Annotated in this window: 14 protein-coding genes; 9 read left to right on the top strand and 5 right to left on the bottom strand. The window is 29.6% G+C overall.

All coding sequences use genetic code 11. The features are described 5' to 3' along the window. The first annotated feature begins 104 nt into the window (after window positions 1-104). The gene (locus tag P161_RS0104215) at window positions 105-833 is read left to right on the top strand and encodes a metallophosphoesterase family protein (protein ID WP_026775809.1); all 729 of its coding nucleotides are present in this window, start codon (window positions 105-107) and stop codon (window positions 831-833) included. A gap of 179 nt (window positions 834-1,012) precedes the next feature. Here the strand turns inward: P161_RS0104215 and P161_RS18965 are convergent, their stop codons facing one another. Then, window positions 1,013-2,005 (bottom strand): energy transducer TonB, encoded by a 993-nt coding sequence (locus P161_RS18965; protein WP_051605658.1) that lies wholly within the window; start codon window positions 2,003-2,005, stop codon window positions 1,013-1,015. Window positions 2,006-2,118: 113 nt separating this feature from the next. On the opposite strand from P161_RS18965, the gene P161_RS18960 reads away from it, so the two are divergent. Further along, window positions 2,119-2,991 (top strand): carboxypeptidase-like regulatory domain-containing protein, encoded by an 873-nt coding sequence (locus tag P161_RS18960; protein WP_026775808.1) that lies wholly within the window; start codon window positions 2,119-2,121, stop codon window positions 2,989-2,991. Window positions 2,992-3,220: 229 nt separating this feature from the next. Here the strand turns inward: P161_RS18960 and P161_RS0104200 are convergent, their stop codons facing one another. After that, window positions 3,221-4,078 carry a DMT family transporter gene (locus tag P161_RS0104200; protein WP_026775807.1) on the bottom strand — a complete coding sequence of 286 codons (858 nt, stop codon included), beginning with the start codon at window positions 4,076-4,078 and terminating at the stop codon, window positions 3,221-3,223. A 379-nt stretch (window positions 4,079-4,457) separates the two neighbouring features. On the opposite strand from P161_RS0104200, the gene P161_RS0104195 reads away from it, so the two are divergent. Further along, window positions 4,458-5,453: an IS110 family transposase gene (locus tag P161_RS0104195; RefSeq protein WP_026775806.1), complete on the top strand. Its 996-nt coding sequence runs from the start codon at window positions 4,458-4,460 to the stop codon at window positions 5,451-5,453. A gap of 83 nt (window positions 5,454-5,536) precedes the next feature. Here the strand turns inward: P161_RS0104195 and mfd are convergent, their stop codons facing one another. Next, window positions 5,537-8,884 carry a transcription-repair coupling factor gene (mfd, locus tag P161_RS0104190; RefSeq protein WP_026775805.1) on the bottom strand — a complete coding sequence of 1,116 codons (3,348 nt, stop codon included), beginning with the start codon at window positions 8,882-8,884 and terminating at the stop codon, window positions 5,537-5,539. 120 nt (window positions 8,885-9,004) lie between these two features. Here mfd and P161_RS0104185 point away from each other — a divergent pair, with 120 nt between their 5' ends. Beyond that, window positions 9,005-9,586: a hypothetical protein gene (locus P161_RS0104185; RefSeq protein WP_026775804.1), complete on the top strand. Its 582-nt coding sequence runs from the start codon at window positions 9,005-9,007 to the stop codon at window positions 9,584-9,586. Between the two features lie 14 nt (window positions 9,587-9,600). On the opposite strand, the gene P161_RS0104180 is transcribed toward P161_RS0104185, so the two are convergent. Beyond that, on the bottom strand, window positions 9,601-10,086 hold the full coding sequence (locus P161_RS0104180) for a thioredoxin family protein (RefSeq protein WP_036841232.1): 486 nt from the start codon (window positions 10,084-10,086) through the stop codon (window positions 9,601-9,603). Between the two features lies 1 nt (window position 10,087). Further along, a complete protein-coding gene (locus tag P161_RS0104175) occupies window positions 10,088-12,445 on the bottom strand; it encodes a TonB-dependent receptor (RefSeq protein WP_026775802.1) in 2,358 nt (785 codons plus the stop codon). Between the two features lie 105 nt (window positions 12,446-12,550). On the opposite strand from P161_RS0104175, the gene P161_RS0104170 reads away from it, so the two are divergent. The 5 genes from P161_RS0104170 (at window position 12,551) to P161_RS0104150 (ending at window position 20,182) form a co-directional block, all read left to right on the top strand. Beyond that, entirely contained in the window at window positions 12,551-13,207 is a 657-nt protein-coding gene (locus P161_RS0104170) for a metal-dependent transcriptional regulator (RefSeq protein WP_026775801.1), read from the top strand. After that, on the top strand, window positions 13,204-14,040 hold the full coding sequence (locus P161_RS0104165) for a ZIP family metal transporter (protein WP_026775800.1): 837 nt from the start codon (window positions 13,204-13,206) through the stop codon (window positions 14,038-14,040). Before P161_RS0104170 ends, P161_RS0104165 begins: the two co-directional genes overlap by 4 nt. A gap of 303 nt (window positions 14,041-14,343) precedes the next feature. Beyond that, the gene (locus P161_RS0104160) at window positions 14,344-17,472 is read left to right on the top strand and encodes an exodeoxyribonuclease V subunit beta (protein ID WP_026775799.1); all 3,129 of its coding nucleotides are present in this window, start codon (window positions 14,344-14,346) and stop codon (window positions 17,470-17,472) included. A gap of 48 nt (window positions 17,473-17,520) precedes the next feature. Next, window positions 17,521-18,714: a glycine C-acetyltransferase gene (kbl, locus tag P161_RS0104155; RefSeq protein ID WP_026775798.1), complete on the top strand. Its 1,194-nt coding sequence runs from the start codon at window positions 17,521-17,523 to the stop codon at window positions 18,712-18,714. A gap of 115 nt (window positions 18,715-18,829) precedes the next feature. Continuing rightward, the gene (locus tag P161_RS0104150; RefSeq protein ID WP_026775797.1) at window positions 18,830-20,182 is read left to right on the top strand and encodes an OmpA family protein; all 1,353 of its coding nucleotides are present in this window, start codon (window positions 18,830-18,832) and stop codon (window positions 20,180-20,182) included. Window positions 20,183-20,217: the final 35 nt, after the last annotated feature.

Below are 20,217 nucleotides of genomic sequence, written 5' to 3'. Positions count from 1 at the left end.
TTATCCTTACGATTATCATTCTCTTTTATTTTAAAGGTCATTTTTGCAGATTCTCTATTATTTCTATAACTCTAAATGAGTAGCTTTGTAAAAAATAAATAAAAATGAGAACTTTTATTATTGGTGATATTCATGGAGGTTTAAAAGCCTTATTACAGGTTTTAAATCAACTTGAAATTACAGAAAAAGATACCCTTATTTTTATGGGAGATTATGTAGATGGTTGGAGCGAATCTGCGCAAGTAATCGATTTTTTAATCAATTTTTCAGAAAAAATAAACTGTATTTTTATCAAAGGAAATCATGATGTTTGGTGCGAAAATTGGCTAAAAGATCAATCTGATGTAAATCCAACTTGGTACATGCATGGAGGTAAAGAAACGATAGATAGTTATGAAGGCTTTACAGTTGATGAAAAAAATGAGCATTTAACGTTTTTCGAAAACATGAAAATGTATCATTTAGATGCCGAAAACAGGTTGTTTTTACACGCAGGTTTTACATCTATGCATGGTGTGGAAAGAGAAACGTATCCTCATAAATTTTGTACTGATAGAACTTTATGGGAAATGGCTTTGGCTATGGATCATAAGATCGAAAAAAGCAGTGTAAGCTATCCAAAAAGATTACAACATTATAGTGAAATTTACATTGGGCACACACCAACAACTAATTATGGCGAAATTACACCTATGAATGCCATTAATATTTGGAATGTAGATACAGGAGCAGCATTTAAAGGTAAAATTACTGCTATGAATATTGATACAAAAGCTTATTTTCAAAGTGATGCGTTACCAGAGTTGTATCCTAATGAAAAAGGAAGAAATTAAAAATAATTTATAACATTTTTTTTCCCTTGAAAAGGCACATCATAATCTTAAAAGAGCACATTTTTTAGTTGATATTAATATATTTTTGACTTAAATAATGATGTTGGGGGTATATCATTATGTAGTTTAAACTGCTTCGTTTTTGAAGCAGTTTTTTTATGCATAATTGCAAAGTTTTTTTAATCAATAATAAAAGTAATTGGTAAATTATATTTTGTCTTTATAGCTTTTCCTCGCTGTTCACCAGGAATAAATTGAGGCAATTTTTGAATCATTTTAGTAACCTCTTTTTTTATTTTTATATGTGGAGCTCTTACTTTTATATCAATAACATTTCCATTTTCATCAATATAAAATTGAGTAAATAACCTATGTTTTCCTTCTGATAAACCAAGATTTTTTGTCCAAGAAATGTCAAAATTATTTTCTATAAAGTTTTTCATTCTTTCATCAAAATCTTTTTTTACTTCTTCTTTTGATAATTTTTTTGCTTCTTTAAATCTAGGAGGTTGTTCTATAATCATTCCAAAAACTAATTCTTCCTCAATTTCTTCATAATCAATATCTCCTTCAATAGTTAATATTTCATTCACGTTATTCTTATAAAGTGTGTCTTTTTCACTTTCCAACGCAATTTCACCTATAGTTTCTGTTATTTTTATTTCAGTATCATTTTTAGGTTCACATAATACAACTCCAGTTTCGTTAATTACTGTATGAGTAATTTTATCATTTTTAATAAGTAAGGAATCTTTGCTGATTAGATTTTTGATGGAATCAATTTTATGTTCAACTTTTTTTAATGTATCAATCAAAACAACATTTTCAATTTTCTGTTTTTGTCCATTATTATACTGGCAACTAAAAAGTGTAGTTCCCATCACAAAAAATAAAGCGAGCAAAAATATTTTTTGAAAAGATAATTGCTGCTGAAAGGTAGTTTGAGGAATTTCAATAACAATACTATCCAATTGCTTTTTATAAAAATGCCCACAAATCCTTTCGTGCTTTTTCTCTGTTAAATATTGTTTTATTTCTAATGGAGATTTTTTTGTGAAGTCAACTACTGTTTTTGAGCAAGAACCGCAAAATCTACCTTTCTCTTTGGGTAACATTGCATTCCAATTTTCGTGACAAGGTTTAGGAATGGTAATTTTTAATTTTGAGTTCATACTTAAAAGTTTTACAAACTAAAATCAAAGAAGATGCCAAAGTTAAATTTTTGTTAAAGGGAATTTACTTTTTCTTGAAATTTTAAAAAGGTATTTTTGAAAAAAAATAAAATATGACAAAGAATTATTTTTTAGTTTTTTTATTGTTTCTGATTACATTGAGCAATAGTTTTGGGCAGAAAAAAGTAATTTCTGGAAAAATAATTGATGCTATTTCAAGCAAAGGAATTGCCAACGTTCATATATATTCAACCAATTTAGGTGAAGGAACTATTACAAATACCGATGGAAATTTTTATTTAATAGTTACTAAAAGTGATGAAATACAGATTTCATGTATTGGTTATGATAAACAGACTATAAAAATATCAATAAATGATATTCATAATTTAGTCATCAAAATGAAGCCAAAAACAGAGCTTTTAAATGAAGTAATCATCAACACAAAAACACTTTCTGTAGATGAAATTTTAACCAAAACATTTGATAATTTTAAGAAAAATCATTTTGTAGAGCCTGTATACTATAGTTTTTACAACAGAATTGTAAACTTTGTAGATAAAGATAGTACACTAATTTCTTTAGAAGAATATTCAGGTAAAATAAAACAAAGTAAGTCACATTTAACAAAGTATAATATTGACAAAGCACGTGTAAAGTTTTTTGGGAGTGATGCTAAAAAACAATCAAAAGAACATCGTTTAATTTCTATGACAAAAATGTATATTGATAATATTTACAAATACAGAGAAGATTATCTAAAGAACAAAGGAAAAAGGATTTATGAATATAAATCTGTTGGAAGATCAGCTATTTTAGATAGAAATTGCTATGTTATTTCATTCAATACTGAGAATGATAATTTTGATCAAAAAGGCGAAATCTATATTGATATGAAAGATTTTGCGATTGTAAGGAAAGTAACAAGAAAACGAAATAATAAAATTTATAAAGACATTACTTTTAAAAGAGAAAATGACAAATGATATTTAAAGAAATCAGAAGAATTTCATGGACGTTATGGAGCATCTATACCAAATACTAATTATAGAATTACGTTATATAATTATCTTGATATTGAAGATTCTGATTTAGAATTTACTAATTTAAACGTTCAAAAAAGTACAATAATAACAAGTAATTTTAGTGATGATTTTTGGGAGAATAGTAATTTTATTCCTTTACCAAATTGGGTGAAAAGTCAAGTGGAGTAACTTATTTTTTACTTCTAAAACTCTCAATAACTACAGTTAATAAAACTAAACTTCCTCCAATAAAAGTGTTTGGACTTGGTATTTCGTTGATAAAAATATAAGCAATTATAATTCCAAAAATTGGCTGCACACTACTAATAATACTTGCAGTTGCAGCAGAAAAATGCTTTAGCGAGTTTACTAACATTGTATGCCCAATTGCAGTGGTTAAAAGCGCCACTAAAATTAAAAACGGAATTTGGCTATACACATTCGTAAAATCACTGTAAAACAAAATAGGAATCAAAAAAACAGTAACTACAATCATTTGATAGAACATTAACATGCTACCATTGTAATTTTTAACTTGCTTTTTTACAACTAAATTTCTTAGGGCAAAAAAAAGTGCAGACAGAATTCCGAGTAAAATTCCTTTAAAATCATCATTTTCAAAAGAAAATTCTGGAATCAAAATAAAAATACCAAAAAACACTAAAACTGCTAACAAAACATGAATACTATTTAATTTTTGTTTTGTAAAAAGAGGTTCTAAAAAAGCTGTTATTATTGGATATGTAAAAATGGATAACATTCCCAAAGCAACATTAGCCAGTTTTAGGGCATAGAAATACGTAACCCAATGTGCACCCATTAAAAAGCCACTAATCAAAAAAGAAATGGCATCTTTTTTAGATTTTATCTTTAAATCTACTTTTGTGATTTTACAGAAAATATAAATAAATATTCCTGCTAAAAAAGCTCTACATAAAATAATAAGTTCTGGAGCAAGCGCAATATATTTTCCTAAAACTCCAGAAGTACTTATAAAAAGTGTTCCTAAAAGTAAAACAGCAATATTTTTTGAATGGGAGTTTTGCATTAAAGATTTTTTGATATTATCATATTTATGCGATTGTAATTAGTAAAGTACAGTTTTGTCATTTCGACTAAAAGGAGAAATCACATAAAGTTTAGCGGTTTTGAGTTATCACTATTATGAGATTTCTCCTAAAGTCCTTTAGATTAGCAAAGTATAATTATTGCATTTAATTCATATATTTAGAACACTAAAGAATTGTTACTTTTTTAATGAAAAAGAATGGAGTGAACTTGTCAAAAGTCCAGATTAATAAGATCTATACTTCGTATTAGTCTCCATTCTTTTATTACCGATTACAAAGGACCAAATAGAATTTCAGCTTCGCCCTTTTAAAGGTTTTAGTCAACGTAATCATCTTTTACTAACACAAAACAAAATTATGAAAATTAAACAAACTATTGGTATTGACATTAGCAAATTAACTTTTGATGTCCGTATTCACAGTAACCAGTGTTATCAATCATTTGAAAACAACTCAAAAGGATTTAAAGCACTTGTAAAATGGGTCGAAAAAAACAACCCAATTTCTAAAGAGCAAACTTTATTTGTTTTAGAACATACAGGTATTTATTCTGAAGAAATCTCATTATTTTTTGATATAAATAACTTTTATTTTGCACTAATTCCAGGTTTAGAAATAAAGAAATCCCTTGGTATTTCTAGAGGAAAAGATGATAAAGTAGATGCCACAAAAATAGCACTTTATGGGTATCGATTAAGAGATGAAATTAAACCTTATAAACTTCCATCAAAAAACATTCATCAACTAAAACGCTTATTAACATTAAGAGAAAGGCTAGTAAAACAAAATGCTGGTTATAAAGCAACACTTAAAGAACAAAAAAGAATTTATACTAGAAAAGAGAATCAACTTCTTATAGAAACCCAAGAGAAAATGATAAAATATTTTACCAAACAAATTAAGAATATTGAGGCTGAAATGAACGTAATAATTAAGGCTAATGAACAACTTAAAAAACAATGTAAACTAATTGTGAGTATCAAAGGAGTGGGTAGTCAGACAGCTTTATTTATGATTGTAACAACAAACGGATTTACAAAGTTTGCTTCTTGGAGAAAGTTTGCTTCTTATTGTGGAATTGCACCTTTCCCTAATACCTCTGGAACAAGTATTAGAGGAAGAACTAAAGTGAGTAATCTTGCTAACAAAAAAATAAAAAGCCTCTTTGATATGTGTGCAAAATCAGCAATACAAAATAACCCAGAAATGAAAATATTTTACCATAGAAGACTCGAACAAGGAAAAAATAAAATGAGCACAATTAACATCATAAGAAATAAACTATTATCACGAATTTTTGCTACTATAAAAAGACAAACTCCTTATGTAGATGTATTAAAATATGCTGCGTAAATAAATCAAAATATATTTGGTAAAGTCATAGAATACGAAATGACAATATTGTGGGTTTTGTTGTGTTGATAGTTATTAAAAACTTATACTTTCTGTAAAACTCCTAAAGCAGTTTTTACAGAATCAATCCTAATAAAAGTGATTAGCAAACGCAAACCGTTTTTAGTTTCTTTCTCTTTCATTACACAACTCTTAGAATTCTGTTGTACATATTTTAGCATTCTAGAAAAAGCTTCAGTTTGGTAAAAATCACTTTGTTGATTGGATACAAAATAGCCAATCATACGTTTTTGTTTTAAAATGATTTTCTCTAAACCTAATTCTTTTGCCAACCATTTTATCCTTACAGAATCTAATAAATCTTCAACTTGAGTTGGTATTTCTCCAAATCTGTCAATAATTTCAGTTTCGAAAGTTTGTAATTCAGTTTCCTTTTCTAAATTTCCTAATTTGGTATATAAAGCCAATCTTTCTGTGATAGAGTTTACATAATCGTCAGGAAAAAGAATTTCAAAATCAGTATCAATTGTTACTTCTTTTACATATTCTTTAGGTTTCGATGTATCTTCAGGATATAGTTCTGCAAACTCATTTTCTTTCAATTCTTCAATGGCTTCTTGCAATATCTTTTGATAGGTATCAAAGCCAATATCGTTGATAAAACCACTTTGTTCACCACCTAATAAATCTCCAGCTCCACGAATTTCTAAATCTTTCATGGCAATATTTATTCCACTTCCTAAATCAGAAAATAACACTAAAGCTTCAATACGTTTTCTGGCATCATCTGTCATCATATGATAAGGAGGCGTTATAAAATAACAAAACGCTTTTTTATTACTTCTACCAACTCTTCCACGCATTTGATGCAAATCACTCAAACCAAAATTATTGGCATTATTAACAAAAATTGTGTTGGCATTTGGCACATCTAAACCACTTTCAATGATAGTTGTAGATACTAAAACATCAAAATCATTATTCATAAAACCTAGCATTAAACTTTCCAGTTTTTTGCCTTCCATTTGTCCATGACCAACTGCTATTTTTGCTGATGGGACCAATCTTTGCAACAAACCAGCAACTTCTTTGATGTTTTCAATTCTATTATGAATAAAGAAAACTTGCCCTCTTCTTGATATTTCATAAGAAATTGCATCACGAATTACATCTTCAGAAAAACGAATCACGTTACTTTCTATAGGATGTCTGTTTGGTGGAGGTGTTTTAATGACAGATAAATCTCTGGCAGCCATTAAACTAAATTGCAAAGTTCTAGGAATTGGAGTTGCAGTTAAGGTTAACGTATCAACATTTTCTTTTAACGTTTTTAATTTATCTTTTACAGCAACACCAAATTTTTGTTCTTCATCAATAATCAACAATCCTAAATCTTTAAACTGTAATTTTTTATTTGTTAGTTGATGTGTACCAATAATAATATCTACAGAACCGTCATTTACGCCATTAATGGCTTCCGTTTTTTGTTTTGCAGTTCTAAATCTGTTTAAATAATCAATTTTAATAGGAAAATCTTTCAATCGTTCTGTAAAAGTTTGATAATGTTGAAACGCCAAAATGGTTGTCGGTACTAAAATTGCGACTTGTTTTCCATTATCAACAGCTTTAAAAGCAGCTCTTACAGCAACCTCTGTTTTTCCAAAACCAACATCGCCACAAACCAATCTGTCCATAGGTTGTTCTTTTTCCATATCATTTTTTACATCTTGAGTCGCTGTAAATTGATCTGGTGTATCTTCATACATAAAACTACCTTCCAACTCATGCTGAATGTGTGTATCTGGTCCAAAAGCAAACCCTTTTTCGAGCTTTCTTTTTGCATATAATTGAATTAAATTAAACGCAATATGTTTAACTCTGGCTTTGGTTTTTTGTTTGATTTTTTTCCAAGCTCCAGAACCTAATTTGTAGATTTTTGGTGCTTTTCCATCCTTTCCATTAAACTTAGAAATTTTATGAAGCGAGTGAATGCTTACATATAAAATATCACGTTCTCCATAAACCAATTTAATAGCTTCTTGCTTTTTACCTTGAACATCAATTTTTTGCAAACCACCAAATTTCCCAATTCCATGATCCATGTGTGTTACATAATCACCAATTTCTAATTTGTTTAATTCTTGAAGCGTAATGGCTTGCTTTTTAGCATAACCATTTTTCAATCTAAATTTATGATAACGTTCAAAAATTTGATGATCTGAATAACAAACTATTTTTTGATCAACATCTACAAAACCTTGATACAAAGGAAAAACAATCGTTTCATAGTGAACTTCTTTATCAGAATCATCAAAAATATCATGAAAACGTTTGGCTTGTTGTTCGTTTGCGCAGAATATATAATTGGTAAAACCTGCTTTTGTATATTCCTCTAAATTATCAATTAACAGCGGAAATTGTTTGTTAAAAGAAGGTTGAGGAATGGTATTAAATTCTATTTTTTCATGCTGAACTTGTTTCAGCATCTTTGTATTATTATTTCCAAAATCAACTAAGCTAAATTCTTGTAGCTGATTTTTTATAAACTCACCATCGCAAAATAATTCGCTAGGTTGTGCGTGTTTTATTTCTTTGGATACATCATTAAATGCGATTTCTGCTTTTTGGAAAAATTTATCTAAATTTCCAAGCATTAAATCGATATTCTTACTAAAGATGATTGTTTTTGAAGAGATGTATTTTAAAAAACTTTCTCTCTTTTCCTGCAATGTTTTGTTTTCAACATTGGGCATAATCGAAACTTTTTTCAACTTTTCTGTTGATAATTGTGTTTCTACATCAAAAGTTCTGATACTATCAATTTCATCACCAAAAAATTCGATTCGAAAAGGTTCATCATTCGAAAAAGAAAAAACATCTATAATTCCACCTCTTACAGAAAAATCTCCAGGTTCTGTAACAAAATCTACACGTTTAAATTTATATTCGAATAAAACTTCGTTTACAAAATCTAACGATAAGCTCTCGCCAACAGCAATTTTTAACGTATTTTTTTCAAGTTCTTTTTTAGTAACAACTTTCTCAAATAAGGCAGTTGGATACGTAACAATTATAGCTGGTTTTTTTCTTGAATTTATTCTGTTTAAAACCTCAGATCGTAACAAAACATTGGCATTATCAGTTTCTTCTATTTGATAAGGTCTTTTGTAAGATGCAGGATAAAATAGTACATTTTTATCGCCCAAAAGTTGCTCTAAATCATTTAGATAATAAGCAGCTTCTTCTTTATCATTAAAAATTAAAAGGTAAGGTTTATCTGTTTTTTTAAATGTTTCTGAAATTACAAAAGACAATGAAGAACCCACCAAATTCGATATTTGAAAACGGTTTTTTTCTTCTTTTAAGAATAGATTTAACTGCGAAACTAACGCAGATTTTTGATATTGATTTACAATATTCTGTGTAGTCAAAGTAAAAAATTTTTACAAATGTAGTTTTCTTTGACAAAAAAAAATATTTAATCTTCTTAATTATTTAATAAAGTAATATTTTTACTAAAAATTTGTTATTCATAGTATAAAATAATAAACATGAAAAATTTAGTACTGCTTTTTGCGATAGTTGTTTTATTTGCTAAAACTATGAATGCTCAAACTAGTGTAGATAAATTTACATTTGGTGTGAGTCTTTCTTCCACTTTATTTAATGAAGAAAGTGCATCAAAAATAGGACAACGTTATAATGCGCAATTTCCAAGATTTAATTTTTCTGGGAAATTATCGGAAAGTTTTTCTTTTGATGTAGCACTTACGTTTAATGTTCTTGGTAATATAGAAGGAGTTATAAATAATAAATTTGAGTATACTTCTTTAGATGGCGCTATTCGATTCAACCCTTTTAGAAGCGATGCTATGATTGTGCCTTACATTGGTGTTGGAGCAAGTTATATTGGTGGAGCTTCTACAGTTTCATCAGGTGATAATGCTTTAAGCTTAAATGTTTTAGGAGGTGGTGCACTTTGGGTTAGTCCAAAATTTGGTTTTATTGGGCAACTTACTTACAAATATGTCTCTGAAGATGCAACAGCGATGGTTTCTCACATTCAAACTACTATAGGAATTGCTTACAGATTTGGTTCTGGATCTCAAAGTAGAAGCCGTCTTTGGGATTGATAGGAATTCTTATTTTATTTAACTGTATCTAAAATTGCAATCATTTTTTTGGGTGATATATACTCAAAATGTCTACTGATTACAGTAAAATCTTCGTTTAAAATTAAAGTTAATGGCAAAGTAAATTCTTTGTTTTTTCTATTACCTAACAATAATGGAATTTCGTGAGTAGGATTTCTTTTCTTATTGATTTCTTTATTTGTAAAAACTTTGCCTCCAAAATTTATGGAATCTTTAGACTCAGCATTCATTTTTACAGCATAAAAATTGTTGTTTAGTGCAGCAATTACTTCGTTATTTTTAAAAGCAGCTTCCTCCATTTTTTTACAATATGCACACCAATCAGCATAAAAATTAATGAAAACTTTTTTAGGTTTTATAGCTAAAGAATCTTCTAACTGCTCAAAAGTAATCCAATTAATTTCTTGGTTTTGGGCTTTTATTTCATCAGCAAAGACAAAAAAACTAATAAAAAAAAGTATATAAATTGATGTTTTCATATTAATGCAACTTTCCAAATTTTATCCCAAAGAAAATAGTTCTTGGTGTTGCTGGTCCATACACATAATCAGAATCTCTTGTTGGACCCGTATCAAAATCATCTTGAAAACTATTAAAAATATTTTTTACACCACCAGAAAACGTAATCATAAAATCATCAGACAAATCGATATGAGATTCTAGTTTTAGATTCAAATCAAAGAAAGATTCTGTTTCGTTTAACTGTAAAAAACCGGTATCGCTCACAACTAAAGGTACAATCATACTTCCAGTATAGGTTCCTGTAACATCAATATTAAATTTTTTAGAAGGGATAAATGCTGTATTAAAATAGCCGTAAAAATTAGGTGTTCTTGTAAATTCATCAACAGCAATGTCTGTTTCTCCAACAGTTCCATCTGTTTCAAAAATTACTTGAGGTTCATCATACTTTGCTTTTTGATAGGTTCCACCCAATTGAAATTGCCATTTTGGACTAGGAGAAATCCCAGCTTCAAAATTTGTTCCATACACTTTTGCACCAGCTCCATTTCTAACTTCCTCTAAAATAGAACCATTTGGTAGCACATTTCCTGTACTAATTAAGGTAAAAGGATTTTCTAAAAGCGTATAAAAACCTTCTACCAAAAAATCCATTTGTAATAAATTTTTGGTTTTAGAATAGTTAAAAGATCCAGTAAACGCATTGGAATATTCTGTATTTAAATCATCAGAAAGAATTACAAATTGAGGTTCTCCACCAACACTAGAAATGTGCAAATCTTCGTTAAAAGCTTGTGGTGCTCTAAAACCTCTTGCATAACCACCTCTAAACTTTAAAGCTTCTGTAAACAAATAAGAAACCGTTAATCTTGGAGATAATGCAGTTTGATTCAATGAAATATTTCTATTGATATTTCCAATAGTATAATCGCCATCAACATCAACATTATCCAATCTTGCTCCCAAAAGTGCCGTAAATTTTTCACTTGGTTTCCACTCATATTGTGCATAGGTTCCAATGGAATTTACAGTTTGATCTATCAATCTGTTATAGCCAAGAATTACATCTTCTGTAGCTGTATGATTGTGTTCTGCACCAACTGTTAATACATCGTTTTTAAAATTTTTTGTGAATTGAAAGCCATTTACCCAAGCCAAATCTGTAGTAGTTCCAAAGGCGTTGTTGGCTGTAATACTGTCTTGTTTTGTAAAAGAACCGCCCAAACCTCCATAATAACTATCCCTATCTGTGCTAGAAACTGAAGTGTAAATTTGATATTTCTTCGAATAATCTTTGCTATTTAATTCATATTCTGCTCCTCCAATAAAAGTATCGTGATTCAATTCTTCTGTAATATTTGTAAATTGTGGTGCTAAATTTAATTGATCTCCACCTCTTCTATATTCTTGAATTGCGTTTAAATTGATAGAGATTTTGCTTAACTCATTTGGTTTTACAAATGCTTTTGCACCAACTGTATTGTTTTTTAACTCCACCAATTCTGTAAAACCATCTCCATCCACATCTAAACTTTCTCTATTTCTATAATTTCCAAATAAGGTAAAACCGCTGTTTAAATCATTTGCAACAACAGAACTGTTAAAAGTCAATACTTTATCTGTTGCTTTTCCATCGATAATTGCCAAGTTTGAACCAATTTCCCAAGTGTTTAAAATAGGATCTTTGGTAATGATATTTACAGTTCCTGCAATCGCATTTGAGCCAAATAAAGCAGAACCACCACTTCTAACAACCTCAATTCTATCAATAATATTTGTTGGGATTTGCTCTAAACCATACACACCAATTAACGACGAAAAAACAGGTCTGCTATTCAGTAAAACCTGAGTGTAGCCACCTTCTAAACCATTTAATCGTACTTGTGTAAAACCACAATTTTGGCAGTTATTTTCCACACGAACTCCAGGCGCAAAATTTAAACCATCTGCTAAAGAAATAGATTGAGTTGCGTTTAACAATCTTGGTTTTATGGACGATACAATAACAGGCGTATTTCTTTTTTCAACTCTATTTCTTGTTGCGCTAATGACAACTTCCTCTAAACCCAACATATCTTCAACTAAATCGAAATTTAGTTCTCTATTCTCGTTTTCTTTTAGGTTGATGTTTTTCGATATTTTTCGAAATCCTTGAGAACTTACTTCTATAATTAACTCTTTATTGGATGGAACTTGTAATTTGAAACTCCCATTTTTATCAGTACTTGTTCCTTCTGTACCATCTTTTACATACACAAAAACGTAAGGAATCTTATCTCCTTTAGAGGTTACAACTCCGTAAATAGAAGCATTTTGTGATGATGTATTGTAAATTACAGCAAAAAATAAAACGAATAATAGATTTTTAACTTTCATTTCTTCAATTAAAATTTTGACAAATATAATTAAATATTTAGACAAGGCTAAAAATTATTTTATATAAATAAAAAGTATATATTTGTCTTGTCAAAATTTAGTTGAATGTTTACACTTTCTGAAGAAAATTATTTAAAAGCAATTTATCATTTAGAAGCCGATTCTAAAAAAGGAATCAGTACCAATGCCATTGCAAAAAGTTTAGCAACAAAAGCATCATCGGTTACAGATATGGTTAAAAAATTATCTGATAAAAAAGTAGTGCTTTATAAAAAATATCAAGGAGTAACGTTAACGGATTTAGGAAAAAAAACTGCTGCAAATATTGTTAGAAAACATAGGCTTTGGGAGGTTTTTTTAGTGCAAAAATTAAATTTCTCTTGGGATGAAGTGCATGAAGTTGCAGAACAATTAGAGCATATAAAATCGCAAAAGTTAATCAATCAGTTAGATGCACTTTTAGGGTTCCCAACACACGATCCTCATGGAGATCCAATTCCAGATAAAGATGGAAATTTAAGTAAAATTGATAAAACGCTTTTATCAACTTTATCAAAAAATGAAACAGGAGTTTGTGTGGGTGTTGATGATTCCTCCTCTGAATTCTTACAATTCTTAGATAAAAAGGGCATCACTTTAGGAAAACAAATTACAGTATTAGAAAAAGAAGATTTTGATGACTCGTTATCCATAGAAATTGATGGAAAAAAACTATCAATCTCAAATAAAATTGCCAATAATTTATACATAAAAAAGTTATGAGTACATTCGATCAATTAGTAGATTTTGCTAAAGAAAACCCTATTTGGGCTGCATTATATGCCTCACTTTTTACGTGGGGATTGACAGCTTTAGGAGCTGCATTAGTATTCTTTTTCAAAAAATTAAACAGAGCCGTTTTAGATGGAATGCTTGGTTTTACTGGAGGTGTAATGGTTGCTGCAAGTTTTTGGAGTTTGTTATCGCCAGCAATTGAAAACAGTCCTGGAGAAGGTTTTGTAAAAGTAATACCTGCAGCAATTGGTTTTGCTTTAGGAGCATTATCATTGTTTGGAATGGATAAAATATTACCTCATTTACACATCAATTTCGAAAAAAATGAAGCAGAAGGTGTAAAAACAGAATTACATAGATCTACATTGTTAGTTTTGGCAATTACTTTGCATAACATTCCAGAAGGTTTGGCAGTTGGTGTGCTTTTTGGAGCAGCATCAACATTGGTGGGCGTTGAGCAAACAGAAATGATTATTGCTGCAATTTCTTTAGCAATTGGAATTGGAATTCAGAATTTTCCTGAAGGTTTTGCTGTTGCAATGCCTTTAAGAAGACAAGGAATTAGCAGGTTTAAAAGTTTTTGGTATGGACAATTATCGGCTATTGTAGAGCCGGTTGCAGCAGTTTTAGGAGCGCTTGCAGTGTCATTTTTTACACCAATTTTACCTTATGCTTTGGCGTTTGCTGCTGGTGCAATGATTTTTGTGGTGGTAGAGGAGGTAATTCCAGAAACACAAAGAGATAAATATACAGATATTGCCACTCTTGGTTTTATTGGTGGTTTTATTGTAATGATGTCTTTGGATGTTGGACTTGGGTAAAGGCCCATCTTAATCTTCCCAAAGGGAAGAAACACTCTTGTGTTACTTAGTTTGTGTTTATTTTTCTTATCAGTTATTTTAATTTTTGGTTATTATCAGTGAAAATCTATAAAATTCTTGTCAGTATAAATTCAAGAGAAATTCTGTAGATTTTCTTTTTCTCTGTGAATCTCTGCGAAAAAACTCTGTGCAACTCTGCGTAATATTTTTTTCATCTCTATCAGTGAAAATCTGTGAAATCTGTGTCAAAACTTTTATTTTATTTGTGTAAATTCGTGCAATTCGTGTCTTAAAAATAACGCTTTGCAACAACAATCAACTTTTCAAGTTTACAATGCTTCTGCAGGAAGTGGAAAAACCTTCACATTAGTAAAAGAATACCTAAAAGTTTTACTAAGTTCTAATGATGTTTTTACGTTTCAGAAAGTTTTAGCAATTACGTTTACCAACAAAGCTGCTGGTGAAATGAAAGAGCGAGTGCTTGCTAATTTAGAAGATTTTGCTGATGAAAAAGAAAATGATTTATTGTCTTTAATTATTAAAGAAGCTGGTCTTGATAAAGAGGTAATTCAGCAAAGAAGTAAGAAGATTTTAAATGCTATTTTACAAAATTATTCAGCTTTTTCAATTACTACAATTGATAGTTTTACCCATAAAATCATTAAAAGTTTTGCACACGATTTAGGATTGTCACTCAATTTTGAAGTTGAAATGGACGCAATTTCACTTTTAAATGAAGCTGTGGATGTTTTAATATCTAAAATCGGAACCGATAAAAAACTAACAAAATTACTCATCGATTATTCCTTAGATAAAACTGATGATGACAAATCTTGGGATATTTCTAGAGATTTAAATGATTTTGCTAGAATTCTTTTAAATGAAGATGATATTAAGCATTTTAGAGAATTATCAAAAAAGAGTTTAGAGGATTTTACGAGTTTAAAATCGAAACTTTTTATACATCAAAAGGAACTAAAAACCGAGTTTAAAAAAGTTGGTGAAGATTGTTTGGGTTTAATTGCGAGTCACGATTTGGAGCATAAGGATTTTATGCGAGGAACGATTCCTAAATTCTTTACAGATGTCCATTTAAAAGGATTCAATTTTTCGTATTTAACAAGAAGCGAAACCATTCAAAAAGCGATTGATAATCATCAATACTACACAAAAACTACGACAGATTTAGTTGCGCAAAGTATCGAAAGTATTGTGCCAGAAATTATCAATTTATTTGAAAAATCTAAAACGATTTACAGTCAGTTTTTGATGAATAAATTAACCTTGAAAAACATTATTCCATTAGCGGTTTTAAATAATATCAATATTGAATTAGAAACCATAAAAGAAGAAAATAATATTAGATTAAATGCTGAGTTTAATCAACTTATTTCTGATAACATCAAAGAGCAACCAGCGCCTTTTATTTACGAGAGAATTGGGCAACGTTTTCAGCATTATTTTATTGATGAAATGCAAGATACTTCTATGTTGCAATGGCAAAATTTAATTCCTTTAATTGATAATGCTTTAGCGCAAGAAAGTAGTAATTTGTTGTTGGTTGGCGATGGAAAACAGGCAATTTATAGATGGAGAGGAGGAAAAGCAGAACAGTTTATTGAGTTAGGTTCTAGCCAAGAAAACCCTTTTGCAATTCCTAAAGAAATTAGAAATTTAGAAACTAACTTTAGGAGTTTTTCTGAGGTCATCAACTTTAATAATTCGTTTTTTAAACACACTGCAAATTTCATTGAAAATGAGTCTTATAAAAATTTATTTTTAGATGGAAATACGCAATTAGAAAATGCTAAAAAAGGAGGCTTTGTTTCGCTATCATTTTTAGATAAGGAAGAAGAAAAGGAAGATGAGAAAGTAAAATATCCGATGAAAGTTTTAGAGAAAATACACGAATTAAAAAACGAATTTTCTTTAGGAGAAATATGTATTTTAACAAGAAAAAGAGCAGATGGAGTTGCGATTGCCAATTACCTATCAGAAAACGGAATTGATATTATTTCATCAGAAACTTTATTGTTGCAAAACAGTCCAAAAGTTTGTTTTATTGTTGATGTTCTGAAAGTTTTACAAAATCCGAATGATGAGGAAACTCGTTTTGAAATGTTATATTTTTTACATCAACATTTACAAATTGAAAAACCCAAACATGTTTTTTTGAATGAGTTTGCCAAATCAGATAATAAATCAATTTTTGAAGCTTTAAAAAGTTACGGAATTTCTTTTGAGATTGAAACTTTTCATCAAATTCCCTTTTATGAAAAAATTGAAGAAATTGTGAGGGGTTTCAATTTGGTGAATTCTTCTGACGCTTATGTTCAGTTTTTTTTAGACGTAGTTTTAGAAAAACAAAGAAAAAATATTGATGTTAGCGACTTTTTAGATTTTTGGGAACTCAAAAAGAATAGTTTAAGTATTGTTGCTCCAGAAAGTGCAAATGCAGTTCAAATTATGACGATTCATAAATCGAAAGGTTTAGAGTTTCCTGTGGTAATTTTTCCTTGTGATGTTGATATTTATCGACAAATAAATCCAAAAGTTTGGGTAAATGAATTGCCAGAAAATTATGATAATTTCAAAGAATTTTTGTTGCCTTATAATAAGGAATTAAGTCATATAAATAATAGGGGTTTGCAGATTTATAATCAGCAAAGAGAAGAAATGGAATTAGATAATTTTAATTTATTATATGTTTCCTTAACAAGAGCTGTAGAGCAGTTACATGTTATTACAGAAAAGAAAATCTCATCCAAAGGAGATGAAAACACCAATTTTTATTCGGGTGTTTTTATTAATTATTTAAAACAATTAAATCTTTGGAATGATGATGAATTAGCATATTCTTTTGGCGATAATAAAAGAGTAAGTGAAAGAAAAGAACTAAAATCAGTCGCAGAAATTCATGAGAAATTTATATCTACACCTTGGCAAGAACACAATGTGGTTTTATTGGCTGGTGCATCGAAATTATGGGATACAAGTCAAGGAGAAGCTATTAATTTCGGAAATTTAATTCATGAAATTTTATCAAAAATTATCACAAAAAATAATATTAATAAAGTTGTTGACCAATTTCATCAACAAGGTTTTATGAATTTAGAGCAATCTAAAGAAATAAAAGACAAGATTGGTGCAGTTGTACATCATCAAAAATTAAAAACGTATTTCTCTGAAAAGGTTATTATATACAATGAAAGAGAAATTGTAGATGTAGATAACCAGATTTTAATTCCTGATAGATTGGTTTTTAATGATGATAATGAAGTTGTAATTATGGATTACAAAACAGGAAATCCTTCAAATGAGCATCATCAGCAACTTTTAAGATACGAAAAAGTTTTAAAATCGATGGATTTTAAAGTGATCAAAAAAATATTAATTTATATAAATCAAGAAATAGATGTTGTTGAAGTATAATCAGAAAAATTAAACTTTGTAACTTTGTGTTTCTTAAATCGATAAAAAATGTACGGAAAAATTAAAGATACCTTAACAAAAGAACTTCAAGAAATTAAAGATGATGGTTTATATAAATCTGAAAGAATTATAACATCGTCTCAAGATGCAGTTATAAAAATCTCAACAGGAGAAGAAGTTATAAACTTTTGTGCCAATAATTATTTAGGATTGTCTAATCATCCAGAAGTAATTCAAGCTGCAAAAGACACCTTAGATTCTCATGGATTTGGAATGTCTTCAGTTCGTTTTATTTGCGGAACACAAGATATTCATAAGCAATTAGAACAAAAAATTGCAGAATTTTATACAACAGACGATACTATTTTATATGCTGCTTGTTTTGATGCCAATGGAGGAATTTTTGAGCCTTTATTAACAAAAGATGATGCTATAATTTCTGATAGTCTAAATCATGCTTCTATTATTGATGGAGTTCGTTTGTGCAAAGCAGGACGTTACAGATATAATAATAATGATATGGCCTCTCTTGAAGAACAATTAATTGAAGCTAATAAAAATAACCATCGTTTTAAATTAATTGTTACTGATGGTGTTTTTTCTATGGATGGAATTGTCGCTAAATTAGATGAGATTTGTGATTTAGCAGATAAATATGATGCTTTAGTAATGGTTGATGAATGCCATGCTACAGGTTTTATTGGTAAAACAGGAAGAGGAACTGTAGAGCTAAAGAATGTAATGGATAGAGTTGATATTGTTACAGGAACTTTAGGGAAAGCTCTTGGTGGAGCAATGGGTGGATATACAACTGGTAAAAAAGAAATTATTGAAATTTTACGCCAACGTTCTAGACCTTATTTGTTTTCAAATTCATTAGCGCCAACAATTGTAGGTGCTTCTTTAAAAGTTTTTGATTTAATTGCTGATGACACCACTTTAAGAGATCAGCTAGAATGGAATACCAATTATTTTAGAGCAGAGATGGAAAAAGCAGGTTTCGATTTGGTTGGAGCAGATGCAGCTATAGTTCCTGTGATGTTATATGATGCAAAATTATCGCAAACAATGGCAAATAAATTATTAGAAAAAGGAATTTATGTCATTGGTTTCTTTTTTCCTGTAGTGCCAAAAGGAAAAGCAAGGATTAGAGTACAATTGTCTGCAGCACATACAAAAGAGCATTTAGATAAGGCAATTTCTGCATTTATTGAAGTAGGAAAGGAGTTAAAAGTAATTTAGAATTGATAAAAACTTGTTATTATGTGAATATTTCGTAGATTTGTCTTTGTTAATACAAAAGAAGACTTTACTTTTGCGTATTACAATAACGAACTTTTAATTTAAAAATTTGATAATGAAACGATTAAAAATAGCTGTGATAGCTTTATTTGCGTTTGTAGCGGTTAACAGCGTGAACGCACAGGATGAAAACAACCCTTGGGCTGCTAGTTTTGGAGTAAATATTATAGATTTCTACAATGGTAATGATTTTAGCGATCAGGTTAAAGATTTACTAGGGAATAGTGATTGGAATTTTGTACCCACGATATCTAGAATATCAGCAGAAAAATATTTAGATAAAGGGTTCACTTTGCAATTAGCAGGGTCTTTTAGTAAGATTGATCATGTTGTGACTGATGGTGATTCAGATTTTTTATATTACAATGTAGGAGCTAATGTGAAGTATGATGTAAATAGACTAGTTGGTGAAACAGGTTGGTTTGATCCTTTTGTTTATTTAGGTGGTGCTTATGCATCTATGGATTCTAGTGGAGAAGGAATGATTAACGGAGGTTTAGGTTTTAACGCTTGGTTTAATGATAATTTGGGTTTAACTTTTCAAACGGGTACCTTAAAGGGTTTTTCTGACAAAGTTAGAGCACATTATCAAACTTCTTTAGGTTTAGTTGTACAGTTTGGAGGAAAAGATACAGATGGTGATGGTGTTTATGATAAAAATGATGAGTGTCCAAACGAAGCTGGTTTAGTTGAGTTTAATGGATGTCCAGATGCAGATAATGATGGAATTAAAGATTCTGACGATGCTTGTCCTTACACTGCAGGTTTAGCTGCTATGAATGGTTGTCCAGACTCAGATGGAGATGGAATTGCTGATAAAGATGATATGTGTCCTAATGAAAAAGGAACAAAAGCAAATAAAGGTTGTCCAGATACAGATGGAGATGGAGTTGTAGATAAAGACGATAAATGTCCTTCTACTTCAGGTCCAGCTGCAAATAATGGATGTCCTTGGCCAGATACAGATGGTGATGGAGTATTAGATAAAGATGATAAATGTATCAACGAAGCTGGTCCAGCATCTAATTCAGGATGTCCTGAAGACACAATGGCTGATAAATTAGCAATGTTAGCTGCATATACAAAAGGTGTTTTATTTGATTTTGATAAAGCTGTTGTTAAAAAAGCTGCTGCTGAAAAGTTAGATAAGGTTTATGAGTTAATTAACTCTACAGAAAACATAATATATGTAATCGAAGGATATACAGATAGTATTGGTGATGCTGGATATAACAAGTATTTATCTGAAAGAAGAGCAGAATCTGTAAAAACTTATTTAGTTAACAAAGGTATGGATGCTAGCAAATTAGAAGCAGTTGGTTATGGAGAAAGTAACCCTGCATCAACAAACGCTACTGCTGAAGGAAGAGCTGAAAATAGAAGAGTTGTTATAAAATTAAACGAATAGTTTTACAACACTTAAATTATAGAAAACTCTGCTCA

Origin of the sequence: Polaribacter sp. Hel_I_88, from assembly GCF_000687935.1 — a bacterium.
Lineage (GTDB): Bacteria > Bacteroidota > Bacteroidia > Flavobacteriales > Flavobacteriaceae > Polaribacter.
This window is presented reverse-complemented; position numbering and strand designations above follow the sequence as displayed.